The following is a 19,634-nucleotide window of genomic DNA, read 5'->3' on the forward strand; positions in this document are numbered from 1 at the left end:
AAACGCTGCGATTAATTTAAAACAAGAAGCGGTCAGATTGATCGTGTTAGCCTGTGGTCAGTGAGCGAAGTCGAACTGTGGACTAGATAGTGCCGACACTGCTAGGGTGAAACAGGAAGAAAAAGCCGACTTTTGTTAGCATTAGTTAGCTTTTTTGTATCGGCAGAATCAACCACAAAGCAACGAAGGACACGAAGGAAAGAGGGTTTGAGAGATATTTTGCGTAAGTCCTAATAGTTAAGCGTCAAACCTTTGCTATTTCAGATGTGTCACCTGTGGTTTGCAGCAATGCGGGTACGGCTTCTTCATCAAATATGGCTAAGTCGAACCAGAAAGTAGTACCTACACCAACTTCACTGACTAAATGTACTTGACTATGATGTCTTTCCATGATGTTTCTGACAATTGATAAACCTAAACCTGTACCTTCCAGGGTGTGAACTCGATTTTCCACCCGGAAGAAGCGGTCAAATATTGCCTGTTGGTCTTCTGGAGCGATACCTATACCTGTATCACTAATTTCAATCCTGACTAGGGGATGCTTTTGTTCTGATATGGGAGGCTTTAGCTGGTAGGCGCGAATGGCTACTTGACCACCTGCGGGAGTGAATTTGAGCGCATTACCGATTAAATTACCAAAAACTTGCAGTAATAAATCATAATTACCCATTACTAGCGGTAAATTCGGGGCTACTTCCTGAACCAGTTCAATTCCTTTATCTTTGGCGTTGAGTTGGTAAGTACGTAAGGTCTGCTCTAATGCTTGTGCTAAATCAACACCATCAAAGTTGTAAGTGCGACCGGATTCTAGTTTTGATAAATCTAATACATCATTAACTAAGCGGGTAAGTCTGTCGGTTTCATGATTTACAGTTGCGAGAAATTCGCGGCGGTCTTCTGCTCCTAAGTCTTCACCGTAGTCATGGAGTGTTTCTATATAGGTCTTGATATTAAATAATGGTGTGCGTAGTTCGTGAGAAATATTGCTGATAAATTGACTTTTGGCTTCATTCAGTTCTACTTCACGGGTGATATCTTGCACTGTAATGGCGATACCTTTAATACTTTCTCGTTGCAGGTTGAGGACTGTGGTTAAAAGAATACGGATAGTGCGTTTGGTGGGTTGGTTGAGGGGGATGCGGAACTCAGCACTTTCACATTCACCGGCTGCCATTTCGTACAAGGTGCGGGTAATTTCCATTTGTACGCTTTGGGGTAAGTTATGCAGTACATTCTTACCTACCACATCAACCCCTTCCCAGGCAAAAATGCGTCGTGCTGTGGGGTTGACTAAAATTACCTGCATATTGTTGTCAATTAATACTGCACCATCGGCAATGGTGGAAACCAAGGTTTCTAATTTGGCTTTTTCGGCGGTTAATTCTTCTATGTTTTGTTCTTCGTAGCGTTCTAGACGCTCTGCCATTTCATTAAAGCTGAAAATAAGCTCTCCTAGTTCCCCTCCCAGTGGTAGGTCAATTCGCTGTTTAAAATTCCCGGCGGCAATTTGTTTAACGCCTACTAATAGTTCTTTAATTGGTTTTGTAATGGTTAAAGCGTTAATTACTCCTGCTAAAATAACCATCACCCAAATTGTGATAAATACAGCGATGGTGACATCACGGGTAAAGTTAGAGGAAATGACTACTGTGGGGTTGGGGTTGATGCCAATGGCCAACACGCCTAAATATTTTTGATCCTCTATTAAAGGAATAAATACATCTGTGACTAAACCATCTGGGGTGTTATGTTGGCGTACCATTGGCTGGTCATCGTCACCAGGATAATCTTCTGGTAGTTGTATTTTTCGTTTGATGGTGAGGGAGTTTTCTACTTCGGGTTCCCAAAAAGGAATGCCAAAAAAGATTTTCCCGGTTTCATCAGAGTAAAGCATATATCTGACGCTAGATGTACTGCTGTAGAAACGTTGGGAAAATTGGGCTACCTCTGTGAGATTGTTTTCCGCGATGAGTGGGGCAACGTTGGAAGCTAGTAGTAGTCCCAGGTCACGACCAAAGCGGGTATCGTTAAGACGTGCATCTTGTTGAATGGTGTTGACTGCCCAAAAAGTTAGGCCACTCATGAATAAGGAAACAACTAGGGTGGCGACTGCTAGAAGTTTGGTTTGGAGGGTAAATTCATACCACCAATGGCTAATGACGTTGCGGATTGTTGTGAAAAAAGCCAGCATCTTAAATATATTTATATATATAGGACTCCTATTTGATTTTTGAACAGAACTCAGTACATGGTTCGGCTTCGCTCACCATAAATACTGACAGCCTTCTTTCCTGTTCCCTGTTCCCTGTTCCCTGCCTCCACGAAAAATTCATGAATCAAATCGGATCACTATAGCTGTTAGTAGTTGTGTGTTTTCTGTCTCAACCATTTAAAAATTAACAGTTAATTCAAAAAAGGTGTTAGGGAGGAATTGGGAAGATGGAATGGTGGGGTGGTGGAAAACCTACTAACCTGCTAAATTACAGTCTATTTTATCTGAATGAGGTACACAAAGGCGGGCAGGATGCCCACCCCACAAGATTTATTATATTAAAATGTTAATATGTGTACTTCATTTACCTGCAAAGTGCTGTATCACTTTGTTTTCAAGACACAATGACCGATATCTCGACGGTAGTACATTCCTGAAAATTGAATGTGTTTGATTCCAGTGTAAGCTTGGGCGATCGCCTGTGGGAAATTTTCTCCTAGTCCAGTAATATTTAAGACTCTACCACCGTCTGTAACGATTTGCTGGTCTGAATTCAGCTTTGTGCCGGCATGAAATACTATTGCACCTACTGTTTCTGCTGCTTCAATACCAGTGATCACTTGGCCTGTCTCATAATCTCCAGGATAACCACCTGAAGCGGCAACTACTGTAGCTGCTGCACCTGGTTTCCAAGTTAGAGGTGGCATTTCTCCTAAACTCTGCTGGATACAAGCCAAGATTAAATCTTCTAAGGGTGTTTCTAACAAAGGTAAAATTACTTGTGTTTCTGGATCACCGAAGCGACAGTTAAATTCTAAAACGCTAAAGTCGCCATTGTCTGCAACCATTAAACCAGCGTACAAAACTCCCCGGTAGTCAATACCTCTATTTTTTAAAGCTGTGATGGTTCTTTCTAAAACTTCTGTTTGCACACGCGCCATTAATTCAGGTGTGGCTATGGGTGTAGGCGTATACACTCCCATACCTCCAGTATTTTCTCCGGTGTCTCCTTCCCCAATGCGTTTATGATCTTGAGCAGGTAACAAGGGGCGAATTGTTAACCCGTCTGTTAATGCTAAAACCGAAACTTCTTGACCTAATAAGCATTCTTCAATGACAACAAAATTACCTGCACTGCCAAACTGTCCTTGAAAAATAGCTTCAATGGCGGTTTCTGCTTGTTCAACGGTTTGGGCTACTATGACACCTTTACCAGCTGCTAAACCATCGGCTTTAATAACAATTGGTACTCCCTCTGCTTGTACATAAGCTTTTGCTGCTGCTGCTGCTTGAAAAACTGCCGCTTTAGCTGTGGGAACTCCTGCTTCTTGCATTAACGCTTTAGCCCAGGCTTTACTGGCTTCAATTTGCGCTCCAGCTTGGTTTGGACCAAATACCATTAGTCCTTTAGTTTGCAGATAGTCTGTAATACCATTTGCTAAAGGTACTTCTGGACCGACTACTACCAGAGAAATGCCCTTTTCTAGAGCAAATTTGCCTATGCCTTCAAAGTCATTTACCGCTAAAGGCAAGTTTTGACAACGTTCCATTGTTGCAGTACCGCCATTTCCGGGTACACAAACAACTTGCTCAATTTTGTCTGATTGTAGCAGTTTCCACGCTAGAGCGTGTTCACGTCCCCCATTACCGACAACTAAAACTTTCACTTATTTCCTCGTGCGTTCCTGTCAAAGTGCGAATGCCACAAAGTTACTCGCAGATTAATTTTTTCACTAATTATCCTACATAATCAAGGTCTGAACGGGCAAGGGGAAACTAGGAACACTTAATTTAGTAAGTCAAATTCATCACGATTTACTAAAATTGTCAACAAACTATAAAGTTTTGTGGTTTTTAGTAAAAAGAAAATGTCTAGTTAAAAAATTAGCACAACTTAGCATAACTTATTAACAGTTAGAATGACGTTGATAAAAAAATCATAACCATTTCAAAACATCGGGAACATGACTAAAATTATCGTTACTGGGGCTGCTGGGTTTATAGGTTCTCACCTGGTCAATACCTTATTGCAACAGGGAGAAGAAGTAATTGGCATTGATGAATTTAATGATTATTATGATCCACAGTTAAAGCGAAAAAATATTGCCACCTTTGAAAATTCACCGAATTTTACTTTAGTTGAAGGGGATATTCAATTTTTAGATTTGCCAAAACTTTTTCAAGATGTGGAAATAGTATATCATCAGGCGGCACAAGCTGGGGTGAGAAATTCCTGGGGTCAGGGTTTTCGGGCTTATACGGAACGGAATATTAACACTACACAGGTTTTGTTGGAAGCTGCTAAGGATGCTTCCCGGTTGAAAAGGTTAGTATTTGCCTCAACATCCAGTGTATATGGTGATGCGGAAACTTTACCAACTCATGAGGAAATTGCACCTAAACCGGTTTCACCCTATGGTATCACTAAGTTAGCTGCTGAAAGGTTGTGTGGACTATATCATAAAAATTTTGGTGTGCCTTTTGTTTCTTTGCGGTATTTTACGGTTTATGGTCCAAGACAAAGACCAGATATGGCATTTCATAAGTTTTTTAAAGGGGTTTTGCAGGATGAGGCTATTCCTGTCTATGGTGATGGACAGCAAACGCGAGATTTTACATTTGTCAGTGATGCGGTTGCTGCTAACTTAGCTGCTGCTACTGCACCAGAAGCGGTGGGAGAAATTTTTAACATTGGTGGTGGTAGTAGGGTGGTTTTAACTGAAGTTTTGGATACGATGGAAGAAATTGTTGGTAAGCCTCTTAAACGCAATCATATTGAAAAGGCTATGGGTGATGCGCGTCATACTGCTGCTGATGTTTCTAAGGCGCGAAAAATTCTTGGTTATCGGCCACAGGTTTCTTTAAAGGAAGGTTTGCAGCAGGAATGGGAGTGGGTTAAGTCGTTGTATTTGTAGTTGTTGATCCCCCCAACCACCCTTAAAAACGGGGGCTTTTAATTTTTAATTTTTAATTTTTAATTTTTAATTCTCAATTTTTAATTTTCATTATTCCCATTGTTGAAATTTCTCGATGCTATTGCGAAGTAAAGAAGTAATTTGAGTGCGTCGGGTTTCAAAGTTGGCTGCTATATAAATTAAAAGAATGCCTACTAATAAGCCAATTATCCATTTTAAGAAGGAGTAACTGAGGCTGAAAATTACTAATTGATAAATGCTGGTAATGATAAACGTTGCTGTACCAACATACAGGAAGGCACGTATTTTTAAAGCTAGTCCGGCAAAGATAGCAATAAGGCTAAAAATACCGGGTATGTAAGGTAAATTTTGATAAAATAATATTGTCCATCCACAAATTAAGCTACTACCAATTGTTCTGATTAAATGACGTATTGGTTTAAATTCTTGTGGTTTTAATTGTGGGTCTATTTGGGCAATATATAATATTGATAAGCTGATGGGTGTGGTATACCATAAGCTATCTGTGAAGTTTAATTGAATAAACCATTTAAATAATGCCCAATTAATTAAAATTACACTAATGTAGGTAAAGCGAATTTGTCTGGTTGTTGTAGACAGAAAGATATAGTATAAAGCAGCAATAATTAAGGTCAGGGGATAAATTTGCTGTTGGGTAATTCCGATGATGATTAATGGTAGAATGTATGATGTACGTTGCCACGGTGTTTTTGACCAACCTAATTTTTCCCAAGGTGTAATGTAGAGGAAGTAGGCAAAGATGCAAGCTAAAGCACCGTTCCAAGGTGTTAACTGTTGAGTTAAAAAGCTACCTATGGGTAAATTTTGTAGATAAATACCTGTTATCCCTGCTGTTAATAAACCTAGATAAACCCAAATTTCATCTTTACTGATATTACTAACAGTTTGTACAGGTTGATGGAAATTATTTCTTCTTCCTTGCCATATTCCATAGCGGGTTAAAAATAGTCCTGTTCCTATAGCTGGATAAAGGTTAATTTCTATGGAAACTGTGACAGCAGCTAATAATAAAATGCTACTCCAAAACCAATGTAAATGGGCAATATTTTTTAATTCTCCTGGTGTGAGACAAAAATAATTTATTAACCAAGGGGAAAGGATACGGTAAGCATACATGATGCTAGTTCCTAACGCTGACATAGCTATTAAACCATCTCTTAATGCACCTCCTGTAGCTTCAGACATTTGATAAAATAGCAGTTCATAAGCAGAAATTGATATCCCAATAATGCCAAAATAAAGTAATGGTTTAAATTCTTCTCTTCTCCTTCCTACACCAACTAAAATTAAGGCTATTCCTAAACTATATAAACCTGTCCAGTCGGTAAAGGTATTGAACCTTAATAAAACACTAAATGCACCATAAATGATGGGTAAAATATGGAAACTTTGAGGTATAGTTTGATATTGTGCTTGATATTTTCTGCGCCACAATTCACCGAATAGTTGAGTTATTAAACCCAATGCAATATTAGCAATTCCTATTTTAATAATTGATGGTTCACCAAAACCTAAAATTTCCGCCACTAATAATTCTAAACACCAACCAATGCTATAAAATGCCCAGTTTGTTAATTGTTGATAAGTACGATAAATAATGGCAGTTAAAGTTATTGATGTAGCCAATAAATAGAAAATTTCGGCATTGCTATTTCCTGTATAAACAAGGAATGAATGTAAGGTAATTCCTATTAATTCTATGGTAGATAGTGCAATAGCCCATTTATCACTTGCTGCTGCGTAAATAAGGGTTAATTCCGTATTTTTTCTTAAAAGTATGGTATGTCCTAACCATAAACTCAAGATAGCAAAACTACCAACTAAAAACCAAACTGATAAAGCTAAATTTGGTATATTCCACAATAATGCAGCAATGAAACTCAGTCCAAAACCAATGGTTAAAGCGGCAGTTTCTTGTTTTCTTAAATAACGGGTATTGACAAACATCACACCTACACCCACACCCAAACCTATTAACCTAGTTTCTGGGGAAGGTAAAGTTAAAAATTGGGCTGCTAGGACAGTTAACACACTTAAAAAAGTATTAAAAGTGCGATGCTGTTCATTATGAGTACAAGTAGCTAAACCTGTAAGTGCTAAAGGTGTAATTAACCAAATAGCTCCCCAACTGTTATAAGATAATGATTGGACATTTACAAACAACAAGGTAAAACTCAAGGTAGCAAGTGCTAAACCAATATACCAAGCACTACGTTTCCAAATTCCTGCACCGAGACTAAATACCCACTCCGCAACCATGACAGTTAATAAAATTGCTGCCCAAATTTCTTTACTCAAATTTGGTGATAACCAATTGATAGCAGAAAAAACAGTCAACAAACCTGTAACATGAGTTAAATACACTAAATGGGGAAGAGACGCATAGCGTTTAGTAACGATAGCTAAAGTAATGGCAGACAATAAAAGATTGACTGTTAATAAGGTAGAATTTAGTAAAGCGAACATTGTTAAGCAAACCCCTAATAATAGGGTTAGCTGTTTACCAAAAACTGCTAATTCTTCTTTTTGTTCATGATGCAATTTTTCTGTGAGAATTAACATCAATATTAAATAAGGGAATAAAGCAATACTCAATAATGCTAAAGGTTGATTTTGAGAATTAGTCAGATAAGTTGCTGTATTAATGATAAATTGCTGTAATGTTTCTGGTACTATCCGCCAACTTAACCAGGTTGTTTGTAAACCAATCAAGAAAATAGCTGTGAAATCAATTTTTGAGTTATGAATTTGTAAACGCTGACTAAAAACCCATAAACTTAAACCACTGATAATTATTGCTTGTTGTGGTTGAGTGAACACTGAAACTAACCAACCTAAAAATAATAAAATTCCCCCTATTTTTTGCCAAATAGCATCAACAGAGGGGGTAGATTTAATATTTTTAGCTGATAACAAAACCGCTAACAAACCACAAATACTAATTGCTAAACCTAACTGCGTGACATTAACACTAGCAACAAAAATGGCTCGAAATAATAATCCTAATAAACCATAAATAATGACTACAAAATAAATTCCTACTCCCCAGCTATCATCCTGTGTGTCGATATTTTCTCTTGGTTGTTTGAGTTTTTGATAAACTGTAATTAAGGTTGTACATACTATTGCTATATAAATAGCAATTAGGGGAAAACCTGATATTTTCCAACCCCAATGTAAATAACTTAAACTGAGAATATTCAAAAATGGTAATTTGCCATTGGGGAAATTATTAATAATTGTGCGATTTTTAGCAAGTAAAACTGTAATGGTTGATAGAAATAAAGAAGCAATAGCTAATACTAACCAGTTAATAGGATTATTCCATAAATTAAAGCTATCCATTGCCCAAAAATTAACAGGCACTAATAACCAAGTGACAATTAATAATGTCTGTGCTGTTAATTTTAAATTATCTTGTTTACCTGCCCAAAAAGTAAAACCACCAAATGTTAAAGTATAAGCTAATAAAACTCCATATTGTCCAATAGCGGGAAATTTTTCCCATTGACTTGCTGCTAAAACACCAGAGGATAAAACAACTAAAAACACTCCTAAAAATAATAACCATCTCACACTTAATTCTTCACCTAATGATTGCAGCATCGCAGTGATAAAATTAGGTTGAGGTGGTGTTTGTGGTTTTGGGGTTGAGGTGGCAATTAATGGTTTTGATGTGGTAGTCTTTGTCAGTACTGCTTGTGTTTGATATTCTAATTGTGGTTGTAATTGTGGTTGTAATTGTGGTTGTAAAACTACAGCACAAACTAGATAAGTTTGACATATTTGCCTAACTTTGGCATCAGATATTAAACCTAGACGCAACCAAATATCTAAACCTTCTAATAACTGAGGATGGGAACTAGGTATTCTCAGTTCAACTGTTAGTAGAGGATCACGGGATGATGACATAAGTTTCAACCGTATCAGTAGATACTTATATTTTGATTGTATTGTTACAATATTTTGGTGTTTGTTGTGCCAGTTCTCAGAATATCTTACGCAAAGCCGCAAAAACACAAAGAAAAGTTAAGTTTTATCGCTAAAAGTACAAGGTATGTTGTAGCCATTTGCTAAAACTGTCACTTTAGAGGTTTAATTATTGCTGCTGGAGTAAGTTCTGTGTGTGTTTTGTGTGGGGGATGGTTAATGTTTATATCCTTCCCCTCTAAAAATAAAAATTAATCTGTACCAGCTTTCTGTTCTTGATACAATTGTTTAAACAAAGCTTGTTGTTTTTTATGATCTACAATGGGTGCAGGATAACCAACTGCACGACGTTCTAAGGGTGTAATATTTCCACTTATTAAATATTCTGTATCTACAGATTCCAATTCTCTCACCCATTGTCTGATATATTCACCATCAGCATCAAATTTCTGTGCTTGACTAGCTGGGTTAAAAATTCTTAACGGTTTGGGGTCCATTCCACTTGACGCACTCCATTGCCAACCACCATTATTAGCAGATAAGTCACCGTCAATGAGTTTCTGCATAAAATATTTTTCTCCCCATTGGGGGTTAATAATTAAATCTTTGGTTAAAAAACTGGCTACTATCATTCTACATCTATTGTGCATCCAGCCTGTTTCATTTAATTGTCGCATGGCTGCATCAACTATGGGATAACCTGTTTTTCCTTCACACCAAGCTTGAAAATGTTTTTCGTTATTTCGCCAAGGAAAGTTTTTAAAAACTTCTCTATATGCACCTTCAGCTAATTCTGGAAAATGGTACATGGCGTGTTGATAAAATTCCCGCCAAGCTAATTCTTTTTGCCAAGCAATAATATTATTAGTGAATTCTTCACTGTTACTATTTGCTAATAATTCTGCGGTTTTATGCCAAATTTTTCTTACTCCTATCACACCAAATTTTAAGGCTGGACTTAATAAAGATGTACCTTCAATAGCAGGATAATTTCTTTTTTGATCATATTCATTAATCACAAACTTGGTAAATTTGTCTAATTTTTTATGTGCTGCTGTTTCTCCTGGTGCAATTATTAATTCCCTATCCCAAATAAAACCTAAATCTTTCGCTGATAGTAAATTAATTGTGCCTGTTTTTTTAGCTATTTCCTGTTCTGCATCTGTTAAATTTTCGCAGTTTTCTAAAGTTGCAACTGGGTTATTTTTAGGTTTGCTACTCCAATTTTTCCAGAAGGGAGTATAAACTGTGTAAGGAGTTTTTGAACCACTAAAAATCTCATCGGGTGAATGTAATAATTGATCCCAATTTTTCTCTAGAGTCTGAATACTTTTTTCTTTAAGTGCTAAAATTACATTTTTATCCCGTGTTTGTGCATAGGGTTCTACATCCCAATTCCAAAAAACTGCTTTTGCTTTCAAAGCTTCAGCTAATTTGGGAATGGCTGTTACTGGATTATCTTGTAAAATTAATAACTGACTACCTGCTTGAAGATATCGTTGTTGCAATGCTTGTAAACAACCAATCATGTAACTAACTCTAGCAGATGCAACATCATCCTGTTGTAAAATACCAGGATCTAAACAAAAAACACCTACTACCTTTGCAGTTTGTTTTCTAGCTGCTGCTAGTCCTGTATTATCGGAAATACGTAAGTCTCGACGATGCCAAAATAAAATCAGGTCAGACATTTGTTGACAATGGTTACAATATAGTTTATTTGTACTATGATACTAGTAATAGTATTATTTAGCATCATGCAAGTGATTAATTTTTATGTAAGGACTGATAATAAAGCAGAGTTTTCACGTCATTCTTGATAATTTATAAAAAAACTTACTGTTATGGATTTCTGCTACAAATAAATATTCTGACTCCTGACTCCTGTACGGGCGAAGCATTCGGAAAATAGCCTTTTCATAAAATTGATAATTTGTCGACCGAATGCTTCGCCCCTACGACTCTTTGAACCCTGAACTCCTGATTTTATAAAGTATCTTTAAAAACACCTAATTATCGATCGGCAATAGTGGCTATTTGAGACAATTTTCAGTAAACTGTTGTTAATAGAGAATTTAGTATTTTATCATGGCAATTTTATTACTGGAAGACGGAACAACGGAAAGTGATTTAAGTGCGATCGCTCATGAGTTAGAACCTCTAGGTATTAAACTCAGACATTATGATCCGGGGACATCTTTACTTTTTCCAGAACTGATGGAACAAGAAACCGTTACAGATGTCGAAAAGCATCATATTGTAGGACTTCATAACAGCGTGTTTGAGTTTCTTCAGCAAGAAAATGGTTATTTGTGGAGTGATTTACTCAATATACATCCTGGTTCGCCAAATTTGGAAACTTGGATGGCAACTTATGGAAGTTATCACACCCATAATGCTGCGGAAGCTATTTATTTGTTAGCAGGAGAAATAATTTATGGTTTTGTGAAACCTGATCGCACTCAAGTACAACTGTTAATTACATCACAAGACTATTTACACATTCCCGCCGGAGTAGAACATTGGTGTAGTTTCTCAGCATCTTTACATTTTAAGGTAATACGCTATTTCACAACTGTCGAGGGTTGGATGCCAATTTATACAGGTACTCATCAACAGTTTAAAATTTAGCTTTTGAGAAAGTGCATCTACCAATAATCTACTTTCGGCGAGTCTGGGTAAAATAGATTCGCTTTAATTTTTTAATTTTCTGGGAAAAACCGATTATTTACTACAGGAAAGTTAAAGCTTGTCCGCGAATTTCCGTATTTACCTTTCCTTGATTATAAACAATTTCACCACCGACAATAGTTGTCACAGGCCACCCTGTCAAATTCCAACCTTCAAAGGAATTCCAACCACATTTACTTAAAACTTCTTCCCGCTTTACTGGTTTGTAGGTATTTAAATCTACTAAAACTAAATCCGCATCGTATCCAGGGGTAATTTCTCCCTTGTTGGGAATACCATAAGCGGTAGCTACTGCTTTAGACATCCAGTTCACAACTTGGGAAACAGTACATTTTCCAGCCATTGCTGAGGTTAACATTAAAGGTAGAGAGGTTTCCACACCTGGCATACCGGAAGGAGTATTGGGGTAAGTTTGCGCCTTTTCTTCTAAAGTATGTGGTGCGTGGTCAGTAGCGATAAAATCAATTACACCATCTCGTAAAGCTTGCCAAAGAACTTCATTATCATGGGGCGATCGCAACGGTGGGTTCATCTGTGCTAATGTGCCAATAGTTTGATAAGCACTGGTATTTAATAACAAATGTTGTGGAGTCACTTCCGCTGTCACCCAACTCGGTTTATCTTCACGCAGTAACTCCGCTTCTTCAGCAGTTGACATATGTAGAATATGTAACCGTCGTTGATATTTCTTAGAAAGCTTCAATGCTAATTGTGTCGCATTCAAAGCAGCTTGATTATCTTGAATTTGGGAATGAATAGCCGGATCATGAATACCAGCAAACTCTTGACGACGTTGGTTAATTCTCGCTTGATCCTCTGCATGAACAGCAATTAAACGACTACCATGAGCAAAAATCTGCTCTAGTACAGTTTCCTGGTCAACCAGCAATTGACCGTGCATAGACCCCATAAAAATCTTAATACCCGGAGTGGGTTGGGCAGAAACTAATTCTGTTAAATTATCGCCCGTTGCCCCAATAAAAAAGCCATAATTAACTAAGCACTTATTGGCAGCCCTTTGTAGTTTATCATCTAAGGCTGACTGGCTGGTTGTCAAAGGTCTTGTATTCGGCATTTCCAGAAAAGAGGTGACACCGCCTCTAGCACAAGCACAACTAGCAGTAAACAAGTCCTCCTTGTATTCCAAACCGGGTTCGCGGAAATGTACTTGCGGATCAATGACTCCCGGCAACAAAGTTAAACCTTGTGCGTCTATTTCTTGAGTTGGTGTGGCATGAGAGATTTCTGACGCTACCTCGACTATTTTACCGCCTTGGGTCAGCACATCTCCAATCATAAACTCACCATTCGGTAAAATCACGCGTGCTTGGCGAATCAGTAAACTTTTAGCAGATGACATAAATTTAATCAGTTATCAGTTCACAGTTAACAGTTATCAGTTTTATCTTCTCCCATATGTTAAAAGAAAATTAATTTCTACTCAGTCACAAACTTCTAGTAACCCATATCAACATCTATTAGGAAAAATCAGTTGTCTAGTTAAAATATTAAAATAACAATAACATCACAGTCTCTCTCATCAGTTCAGTGCTTGTCTATTACCCTAAATTTCAGTAATTTCATGCAAAATCAAGTGTCTGATAAAAACTCTAGCCAACAACCTGATAATTCCTGGATCCTCGAGCTAGGCAAAACTGTTATATTGAGCGTCTTTCTAGCTTTGGGGATTCGTACCCTAGTCGCTGAAGCGCGTTGGATTCCTACAGGGTCAATGGAACCGACGCTGCACGGTGTACAAGACCAATGGAAGGCTGATAAGATTATTGTCGATAAGGTGACATATAAATTTGCTAACCCACAGCGAGGGGATATAGTTGTATTTTCACCCACAGATGAACTCAAAAGAGAACAATACCATGATGCCTTTATTAAACGCATTATAGGTTTACCAGGAGAAAAAATAGAACTTAAAGACGGCAAAGTATATATTAATAAAAAATATCTGCCAGAAGAACAATATTTATTTACCTCATCCCGTACTGTTGTGGATGTTTGTGCATCAGGATCGCAACCTCCTTTCTTAGCGAAACCGCAAACCATACCAACTGATTCATACTTAGTGTTAGGTGACAATCGTGGTAGTAGTTATGATGGACGCTGTTGGGGTTTAGTACCACGGGAAAATATTATTGGTCGTGCTGTGATTCGTTTTTGGCCTCTGAATAAAATTGGCGGTCTTGATAAGTCTCCTTTGTATCCATCTCAAAATTAAGAAGGCAGGAGGCAGGAGGCATGAGGCAAATATTTCTCCCCTACTCCCCTACTCCCCATCTGCTGATCAAAAAATTGGATTTTTTCCTGATCGGGGGCTGCAATTTTGATGGCAAAAAAAGCATAATAGAAGGGTGACCAAACTCTTAGCCCCTTTACAATCCCTAAAACAAGGTAACTGGTTTAAGCTGATTTGTGGAGCCAGTTTCCAACATCTACCGGCGGTCAGAAGTTTAACTTTAGCCTATACTTTGGCGGGTGCTGACTGCATAGATGTGGCTGCTGATCCGGCTGTAATTAATGCCGCTCAGGAAGCTTTACTTGTTGCTAAAACTCTTGTTAAAGATGCTCAAGCGAGAGGCTTTAATTTTTCAGGCCATTTACCCTTGTTAATGGTCAGCCTTAACGATGGAGAAGATCCCCATTTTAGAAAAGCCCAATTTAATCCTATTTATTGTCCACCAGATTGCCCTAGACCCTGTGAAAAGATTTGTCCAGCCCAAGCTATAGTTTTTAACAATCAAAAAGATAGCTTTTCAGGAATTATTGCCGAAAAATGTTATGGCTGTGGGCGTTGCATTCCGGTTTGTCCTTATGAGATAATTGATACAGCATCATATCTGTCAACGCCGGGAGCGATTGCACCATTGATCATGTCAACGGGAATAGATGCCATAGAAATTCATACAAAAGTAGGGCGTTTGGCAGAGTTTCAGCGTTTGTGGGAGGCGATCGCTCCTTGGGCAGATCAATTAAAGTTATTAGCTATCAGTTGCAATGATGGTGATGGTTTAATTGATTACCTACAAACAATTTATGATCTAATTTCACCCCGTACCCAAACCTTGATTTGGCAAACAGACGGGCGCTCTATGAGTGGTGATATCGGTAATGGTACTACCATAGCAGCCATAAAATTAGGACAAAAAGTTTTGGCAGCAAATCTACCGGGATATGTGCAGTTAGCTGGGGGTACTAATAGCTACACAGTTCCTAAATTAAAGGCTATGGGACTACTTCAGGAGGAAACGGAGCAGGGAGCAGGGAGCAAGGGGGAAAACTTTTCTCCTCTGCCCCCTGCCTTTATTGCTGGTGTAGCCTATGGTAGCTATGCTCGTGTGTTGCTGTCATCAGTTATTGACAAGTTGGAAAATCAGGAGGTGAGTTCCACTGGTGTTAAGGCAAGTCTGCGCCTTGAGGATGAACCGGAATTACTTTGGCAAGCTGTAAAACTTGCTGATTCTCTCGTTTCTCAGATTAAGTCACAGTAAGAGCGTTAAATTGCTCATTCGTTATCTCTAAAAACGTCACCACCATAGAAAGCATGACGATTACAGAAGACCTGCAAAAGTTACTGGACATTTTACCCCAAGACCTGCAACAGCAACTAGATAACCATCCTAAAAGAGATCATTTAGTTGAAGTGGTTTTGGATCTAGGTCGTCGCCCAGAAGCTCGCTTTCCTCATGCTGCTGAGTATCTGAGCGAATCCCCTGTCACTCAAGCACAAATAGATGATTGTATTCAACGAGTCGGAACCTTTGGTGGAGATAATCGGGCGGGTATTGAGCAAACTTTACATCGGATCAGTGCTATCCGCAACCGCAATGGTAAAATTATTGGCTTGACTTGTCGTGTGGGTCGGGCGGTATTTGGTACTATTGGCATGATCCGCGATTTGGTAGAAACTGGTAAATCAATTCTCATGCTTGGTCGTCCCGGTGTAGGTAAAACTACTGCTTTGCGGGAAATTGCCCGTGTGTTGGCAGATGAATTGAATAAACGAGTGGTGATAATTGACACCTCAAATGAAATTGCCGGGGATGGTGATGTTGCTCACCCAGCTATTGGTCGCGCTCGGCGGATGCAGGTAGCAAAACCAGAATTACAGCATCAGGTGATGATTGAGGCAGTGGAAAACCATATGCCAGAAGTGATTGTCATTGATGAAATTGGTACAGAATTGGAAGCTTTAGCTGCCCGTACAATTGCGGAGAGAGGTGTACAATTAGTGGGTACTGCCCACGGAAACCAAATTGAAAACTTGATCAAAAACCCCACTCTTTCTGATTTGGTAGGGGGTATTCAAGCGGTGACGCTAGGAGATGACGAAGCGAGAAGACGCGGTTCACAAAAAACGGTGTTGGAACGCAAAGCGCCTCCCACCTTTGAAATTGCTGTGGAAATGTTGGAGAGACAACGCTGGGTAGTACACGAAAGCGTGTCCGATACCGTTGATACTCTATTAAGAGGTCGTCAAGCTAACCCACAAACGCGCACTGTGGACGACAAGGGTAAGGTGTCTATTACTAGACAGTTATCTGTGGTTAATGGTCGCGGTGGTCATTTAGCTAGTGAGGATGAATCTTTTCCCGCAGTTAAACAAGTTAATGGCTGGCGTGCTTCTGGTCAAATGGTAGCTTTACCTCCTTTGTCTGTGGAAAGGGAACGGGTAACGGGACGCAGCGAGTTTGACCGCTTGTTAGATGAGTCTTTGAATTATGGTGAAAGTATTGATTTCGGTCATACTAAATCACCAGGTCCCAATGGGGAAGATTTGCCTTTGCACGTTTACCCCTATGGAGTGAGTCGTCACCAGTTGGAACAGGTGATTGGGGTGTTAAGTTTGCCTGTGGTCTTGACAAAAGACATAGATAGTGCTGATGCGATTCTGGCGTTGCGATCGCACGTTAAAAACCACGCAAAGTTAAGGCAGATGGCTAAGGCGCGTCATGTCCCTATTCATGTGATTAAGTCCAGCACTATTCCCCAGATTACTCGCGGTTTGCGGCGGTTGTTGAATATTGACGAGCCGGAAATTACCGATGATCAGGAGTTACAATTGTTTTTACACAGTGGTAGTGATGACGAGATGGACGCTTTGGAAGAAGCGAGATTAGCTGTTGAGCAAATCGTTATTCCTAAAGGTCAGCCAGTGGAGTTGTTACCCCGTTCTGCTCAGGTGCGGAAAATGCAGCATGAATTGGTGGAACATTATCGGCTCAAGTCTCATAGTTTTGGTGAAGAACCAAATCGCAGGTTAAGGATTTATCCGGCTTAACCTCTCCCCCAACCCCCTCTCCTACAAGGAGAGGGGGCTAATAATGACATCAAATCATCCAAAATCAGAAAATCAAAGATTTACGAGTAGCAAATAAATGAATCATCAAACTACCTTTAAAGAAATTGCTTCTCAAGTGCAATTATTTCAGAGTATAGAACAGAAAGAAAGATTTATATTTGTGCTTGGTGCTTTAACATCTCGGTTAATTAGTTTACATAAAGCAGCCGAAATTATGGAAATGGATACAGAAATATTTTTGAAAATTTTAGAATTAATGGGAATAGATTTTTCATATCTTACCGTTGACGATATTGCTATAGAAAAAAACTGGTAAAGATCATGAAAATAGTTTTTAACTCTTCTCCTTTGATTTTTTTATCTAGGTTAGATTTTCTTGATTTATTTCTGACTATGGAAGCTGAATTTTTATTACCAGAAAGTGTTAAAGAAGAAATCAGTGCTAAACAAGATCAATCATCCATACATACAGAAGTGTTGAATGTTAAGATTTTGAGGATTTTGTCCAAGTTGTGCATTGGTATTGGTGATACCAAATTTGAGCAATTAATGACTCTATTCTCAATAGACAATGGATTTTACCTGGGTAAAACGAAAAGATTGTAAAGTTTTATTGCAGGATTCAACACTTGTGCCATACATATTAATAAACTAATCAGCGAAAATAAATTAACAGTACAAAAAGTACAATTAGTTTCTCTAGCTAATAGTTTAAATGACTTCTTAGGAATAGGAGAGTCTGAAGCTATTGCTTTAGGGGTAGAATTACAACCAGATTATATTATTTTAGATGACTTTGCTGCTAGAAAAGAAGCAATAAGATTAGGATTAAACGTTAAAGGAACTTTAGCAATAATTCGTAAATTACAACTAGATGGTAAGATTAATATTTCGGATTTAGATATATTGTACCAAAAAATCAGGGATGTTAATTTTAGGATCAAGCGAGAAATTTTTGATAGTATTTTTGAGTATTGATACATGAATGATGCTCAATCTTTACAGTAATTTTTCACATATTCCCGAAAAACAGGAGACAATGAAAACATGACTTTATCTTCTTTAATTTTCACCACTAAATACCGTTGTTGTAAAGATTGTAATCCATTATTAAAATCAACAGAAGATAAATTTAATTTTTGTGCTAACCTTTGTCTTAATTCTTCTCTGGAAATCGGTTTTTCAAATTTACTCAGTTGTAATACTATTTGTTGTTCTATCGGTGATAAACGGTTAAATTTATCTTGAAAATAAGACTGCATTTGTTGGGTAATATGTAATATATTCTCTGCTAAAAAATCGGCAACTTCACCATCATAATTTTTGGTGATTAAGACGGTAATAGTTTTTAAAAACATCAAATTACCTTGGTATAAGGTAATAAGATTTAACCAACTATCCTGATTTGTTAATCCTGTATTTTGGAGTATTTCAGGATGATATAAACCTGAGAGTTCTAAAGATTTAATGGGATATAATTCTGGATCTAAAGATTCCATTTCTGGACATTGTTCTTGACTAATTACAATAATATTACTTTGATGTTGGGTTTCTGTAACAAGTTTGAATAAGGTTTGATAATCTTGATATTCTGGTTGATATTTTCCTGCAAGTTCACCAGGTGTAAAGAGATTTTGGATATCATCAAGGATGATTAAACATTTGTTGTTGGTGAGAATATCAAGTAGTTGTTTGATTTTATCATCTAAGGTTTCTTTGGGTTGTTTTTGACAGGTGTTAAATAAGTCATTAAGGAGTTGGGTTAATGGTTTAGGGTATTTGAGGGTTTTCCAGATAATGATTTCAAATTTATCGAGGTTTAAATCTATGAATCTTTTTGTGAGGGTGGTTTTACCTATTCCTGATGTTCCTAAGATGCAGGTTAAGCGGGTATTTTGGTTTAGTATCCATTGTGTGAGGGTTTGCAGTTCGGTTTCTCGGTTGTGAAATTTGATGATTTGGGGTGATAGAGTGAGATCGTGGTAAGATGATTTATGTTGATTATTTATATTAGTTTCTTGATTTTGTTTATTAGGATTATTTAAGGTTTGCGGATAATAAAAACTATTATTATTACCATTTATATTATAAATATTAGAACTTTCAAATGATTTAATATATCCCCTTTCTAATGTAGAACGAAAATTAGTTTTTTTAATATCTTCATTCAATGCTTTAGATAAAAGTTGCCATAATTCCGCACCTACATCACCTATATGATTTTTAGTAACATTGTGTTCTTGTGCAATATTATCATAGGTTTGTCTTTCCCATGTTCCTGCAATGACAGCAGTTTGAATATCATCTAGATGCTTTCCAGTTTTATCAAAGACTATCTGATCAACAAATTTTACAACTTCGTTTACAGTCATAAAAGCTATACATGGTATGGTTTTTAACCATTATAGCTAAATGTGATCCCATTTTTTCCGATCTTTTCCGGTTTTTTTCTTAGTATTTTGTAATACAAGAACAGTATAAATCCGTATCTACAACAATGAAAACTATAGTATAAAGAATTAATCTACAC

General features: G+C 37.7%; 13 protein-coding genes. 7 read left to right on the forward strand and 6 right to left on the reverse strand.

The window, feature by feature from the left end:
• Nucleotides 1-244: 244 nt before the first annotated feature.
• Both nblS and purD read right to left on the reverse strand, forming a co-directional pair.
• Nucleotides 245-2,191 carry a two-component system sensor histidine kinase NblS gene (nblS, locus tag H5968_RS13885; protein ID WP_187040430.1) on the reverse strand — a complete coding sequence of 649 codons (1,947 nt, stop codon included), beginning with the start codon at nucleotides 2,189-2,191 and terminating at the stop codon, nucleotides 245-247.
• 404 nt (nucleotides 2,192-2,595) lie between these two features.
• Nucleotides 2,596-3,879, reverse strand: coding sequence for a phosphoribosylamine--glycine ligase (gene purD / locus H5968_RS13890; protein ID WP_187040431.1), 1,284 nt, complete (start codon nucleotides 3,877-3,879; stop codon nucleotides 2,596-2,598).
• A gap of 297 nt (nucleotides 3,880-4,176) precedes the next feature.
• Between purD and H5968_RS13895 the strand changes: the two genes are divergently transcribed.
• Nucleotides 4,177-5,127 carry an NAD-dependent epimerase/dehydratase family protein gene (locus H5968_RS13895; protein ID WP_187040432.1) on the forward strand — a complete coding sequence of 317 codons (951 nt, stop codon included), beginning with the start codon at nucleotides 4,177-4,179 and terminating at the stop codon, nucleotides 5,125-5,127.
• Nucleotides 5,128-5,217: 90 nt separating this feature from the next.
• On the opposite strand, the gene H5968_RS13900 is transcribed toward H5968_RS13895, so the two are convergent.
• Both H5968_RS13900 and H5968_RS13905 read right to left on the reverse strand, forming a co-directional pair.
• The gene (locus H5968_RS13900; protein ID WP_187040433.1) at nucleotides 5,218-9,081 is read right to left on the reverse strand and encodes a DUF2157 domain-containing protein; all 3,864 of its coding nucleotides are present in this window, start codon (nucleotides 9,079-9,081) and stop codon (nucleotides 5,218-5,220) included.
• 269 nt (nucleotides 9,082-9,350) lie between these two features.
• Nucleotides 9,351-10,790 carry an FAD-binding domain-containing protein gene (locus H5968_RS13905; protein ID WP_187040434.1) on the reverse strand — a complete coding sequence of 480 codons (1,440 nt, stop codon included), beginning with the start codon at nucleotides 10,788-10,790 and terminating at the stop codon, nucleotides 9,351-9,353.
• Between the two features lie 397 nt (nucleotides 10,791-11,187).
• Between H5968_RS13905 and H5968_RS13910 the strand changes: the two genes are divergently transcribed.
• Nucleotides 11,188-11,730 carry an acireductone dioxygenase gene (locus H5968_RS13910; protein ID WP_187040435.1) on the forward strand — a complete coding sequence of 181 codons (543 nt, stop codon included), beginning with the start codon at nucleotides 11,188-11,190 and terminating at the stop codon, nucleotides 11,728-11,730.
• 100 nt (nucleotides 11,731-11,830) lie between these two features.
• Here the strand turns inward: H5968_RS13910 and H5968_RS13915 are convergent, their stop codons facing one another.
• Nucleotides 11,831-13,150 (reverse strand): dihydroorotase, encoded by a 1,320-nt coding sequence (locus tag H5968_RS13915; RefSeq protein ID WP_187040436.1) that lies wholly within the window; start codon nucleotides 13,148-13,150, stop codon nucleotides 11,831-11,833.
• 222 nt (nucleotides 13,151-13,372) lie between these two features.
• On the opposite strand from H5968_RS13915, the gene lepB reads away from it, so the two are divergent.
• The 5 genes from lepB to H5968_RS25150 all read left to right on the forward strand — a co-directional run bounded on the left by lepB (nucleotide 13,373) and on the right by H5968_RS25150 (nucleotide 17,710).
• The gene (gene lepB / locus H5968_RS13920; RefSeq protein WP_187040437.1) at nucleotides 13,373-14,023 is read left to right on the forward strand and encodes a signal peptidase I; all 651 of its coding nucleotides are present in this window, start codon (nucleotides 13,373-13,375) and stop codon (nucleotides 14,021-14,023) included.
• Between the two features lie 133 nt (nucleotides 14,024-14,156).
• Nucleotides 14,157-15,293: a circadian clock protein LdpA gene (gene ldpA, locus H5968_RS13925; RefSeq protein ID WP_187040438.1), complete on the forward strand. Its 1,137-nt coding sequence runs from the start codon at nucleotides 14,157-14,159 to the stop codon at nucleotides 15,291-15,293.
• A gap of 53 nt (nucleotides 15,294-15,346) precedes the next feature.
• Entirely contained in the window at nucleotides 15,347-17,083 is a 1,737-nt protein-coding gene (locus tag H5968_RS13930) for a R3H domain-containing nucleic acid-binding protein (RefSeq protein WP_187040439.1), read from the forward strand.
• Nucleotides 17,084-17,180: 97 nt separating this feature from the next.
• The gene (locus H5968_RS13935) at nucleotides 17,181-17,420 is read left to right on the forward strand and encodes a hypothetical protein (protein WP_096567545.1); all 240 of its coding nucleotides are present in this window, start codon (nucleotides 17,181-17,183) and stop codon (nucleotides 17,418-17,420) included.
• A gap of 5 nt (nucleotides 17,421-17,425) precedes the next feature.
• The gene (locus H5968_RS25150) at nucleotides 17,426-17,710 is read left to right on the forward strand and encodes a hypothetical protein (RefSeq protein ID WP_222620675.1); all 285 of its coding nucleotides are present in this window, start codon (nucleotides 17,426-17,428) and stop codon (nucleotides 17,708-17,710) included.
• A 386-nt stretch (nucleotides 17,711-18,096) separates the two neighbouring features.
• On the opposite strand, the gene H5968_RS13945 is transcribed toward H5968_RS25150, so the two are convergent.
• The gene (locus tag H5968_RS13945) at nucleotides 18,097-19,476 is read right to left on the reverse strand and encodes an AAA family ATPase (RefSeq protein WP_187040440.1); all 1,380 of its coding nucleotides are present in this window, start codon (nucleotides 19,474-19,476) and stop codon (nucleotides 18,097-18,099) included.
• Nucleotides 19,477-19,634: the final 158 nt, after the last annotated feature.

The sequence above is a fragment of the Sphaerospermopsis sp. LEGE 00249 genome (genome assembly GCF_014299995.1).
GTDB lineage: Bacteria > Cyanobacteriota > Cyanobacteriia > Cyanobacteriales > Nostocaceae > Sphaerospermopsis > Sphaerospermopsis kisseleviana.

Bases quoted from the DNA above. Each gene is read 5' to 3' on its own strand.
- nblS (WP_187040430.1), bottom strand. From the start codon at position 2,191: ATGCTGGCTTTTTTCACAACAATCCGCAACGTCATTAGCCATTGGTGG.
- H5968_RS13895 (WP_187040432.1), top strand. From the start codon at position 4,177: ATGACTAAAATTATCGTTACTGGGGCTGCTGGGTTTATAGGTTCTCAC.
- H5968_RS13900 (WP_187040433.1), bottom strand. From the start codon at position 9,081: ATGTCATCATCCCGTGATCCTCTACTAACAGTTGAACTGAGAATACCT.
- H5968_RS13905 (WP_187040434.1), bottom strand. From the start codon at position 10,790: ATGTCTGACCTGATTTTATTTTGGCATCGTCGAGACTTACGTATTTCC.
- H5968_RS13910 (WP_187040435.1), top strand. From the start codon at position 11,188: ATGGCAATTTTATTACTGGAAGACGGAACAACGGAAAGTGATTTAAGT.
- H5968_RS13915 (WP_187040436.1), bottom strand. From the start codon at position 13,150: ATGTCATCTGCTAAAAGTTTACTGATTCGCCAAGCACGCGTGATTTTA.
- lepB (WP_187040437.1), top strand. From the start codon at position 13,373: ATGCAAAATCAAGTGTCTGATAAAAACTCTAGCCAACAACCTGATAAT.
- H5968_RS13930 (WP_187040439.1), top strand. From the start codon at position 15,347: ATGACGATTACAGAAGACCTGCAAAAGTTACTGGACATTTTACCCCAA.
- H5968_RS13935 (WP_096567545.1), top strand. From the start codon at position 17,181: ATGAATCATCAAACTACCTTTAAAGAAATTGCTTCTCAAGTGCAATTA.
- H5968_RS25150 (WP_222620675.1), top strand. From the start codon at position 17,426: ATGAAAATAGTTTTTAACTCTTCTCCTTTGATTTTTTTATCTAGGTTA.
- H5968_RS13945 (WP_187040440.1), bottom strand. From the start codon at position 19,476: ATGACTGTAAACGAAGTTGTAAAATTTGTTGATCAGATAGTCTTTGAT.